Annotated in this window: 1 protein-coding gene; it reads right to left on the bottom strand. The window is 53.4% G+C overall.

Translation table 11 applies throughout. The annotated features are described in order from the left end of the window. The coding region (locus tag DVK07_RS21165; protein WP_147441320.1) for a transposase at window positions 1-509 on the bottom strand (509 nt) is incomplete at both ends.

The following is a 509-nucleotide window of genomic DNA, read 5'->3' as shown; positions in this document are numbered from 1 at the left end:
GTTCGACCCTTGCTCTTTCCGCGAGAGTTTGCGTTGGTCGTGGCGGAGTCGGTCGTACTCGTCTTCGAGGTGGAGCCAATCTACAGTCGTCCCATCTGAGGTGTGAATGTAGTTGAGGATCCCAAGGTCAAGACCCACGCTATTGCTCGTATTGAGCGAGTTCACATCGGGTTTCTCGGGCAGGTTGGTGTCGTCGGTTTCCAGCCCGAAGGAGACGAACCAGTCGCCAGTTGTCTCTTTCTTGATGGTGACTTCTTTGATGTCGGCTTCATCGGGGATTTCGCGGTGGTAGCGGATCGGAATGTTTCCGATTTTAGAGAGCCAGAGCGTCGCGCGTCGGCCACTCGTGTTTTTGAGTTTGAAGCCAGACTGCGAATACGTCATACTCTGGAACTCCGTTGGTGACTTCCACTTGAGCTTCCCGACCTTGCGTCCGTTTTGCTTCTGCTTGGAAAGTCCGGTGAGGTTTTGATAGAACCGAGTGACGGTTCGTTGTAGTGCTTTGGAGT

Origin of the sequence: Halorubrum sp. Atlit-26R (genome assembly GCF_003666015.1) — an archaeon.
In the GTDB taxonomy this organism is placed as follows: Archaea; Halobacteriota; Halobacteria; order Halobacteriales; family Haloferacaceae; genus Halorubrum.
Note: the sequence above shows the minus strand (reverse complement) of the source record. Positions and strands in the feature narration are given on the sequence as shown.